1 protein-coding gene is annotated in these 515 nt (G+C 64.5%); it reads right to left on the bottom strand.

The genetic code is table 11. The features are described 5' to 3' along the window. Positions 1-188 precede the first annotated feature (188 nt). Positions 189-515: DUF6537 domain-containing protein (locus AWB68_RS46175; protein ID WP_235028913.1), on the bottom strand; the 327-nt coding region annotated here is incomplete at its 5' end.

The raw sequence follows: 515 nt of genomic DNA, 5'->3' as shown, positions 1-515 counted from the left end.
GAGGCGTTGGCGACGGTGCGATGGTGAGGCATGGGTGTCTCCTGAATTATCTGGCTGCGCCAGTATTTGCATGCTCTATGGCTGGCGGGATCGGGCGGGGCCGCTTCCCGGGTTGCTGCGGCTTTGTGAGTTCACGAGACCGCAGCGAATCTGCTCTATGCGCTGGAGGAGATGGCGATGGCGCTGGGTCAGGGGGTCGCAGCACTGTGCTTGCGCTGGACCGGCGGCGGCGCATGAGCCGCAGTGCCGCTCTTACGCCACTGGCCCATCAAGGTCACCCATCGCACGCGGGCAGCGTCGATGTTGCGTGCTTTTACATGGCCGTAGCCTCGGATGGTTTCGGGCAGGGCGGCAATCTCCAGCGCCGCGGCGAGGTTCTCTTTCGATAGCGTCTGAAGGAGTTCCTCGACACAGGCACGGTACTCGCCGACCAATGCCCGTTCCGTGCGTCGTTCGGCGGTGTATCCAAACGGGTCGAAGGCGGTTCCGCGCAGACCTCTTAGCGCCGCGAGCCC

Origin of the sequence: Caballeronia choica, from assembly GCF_001544535.1 — a bacterium.
GTDB lineage: Bacteria > Pseudomonadota > Gammaproteobacteria > Burkholderiales > Burkholderiaceae > Caballeronia > Caballeronia choica.
Note: the sequence above shows the minus strand (reverse complement) of the source record. Positions and strands in the feature narration are given on the sequence as shown.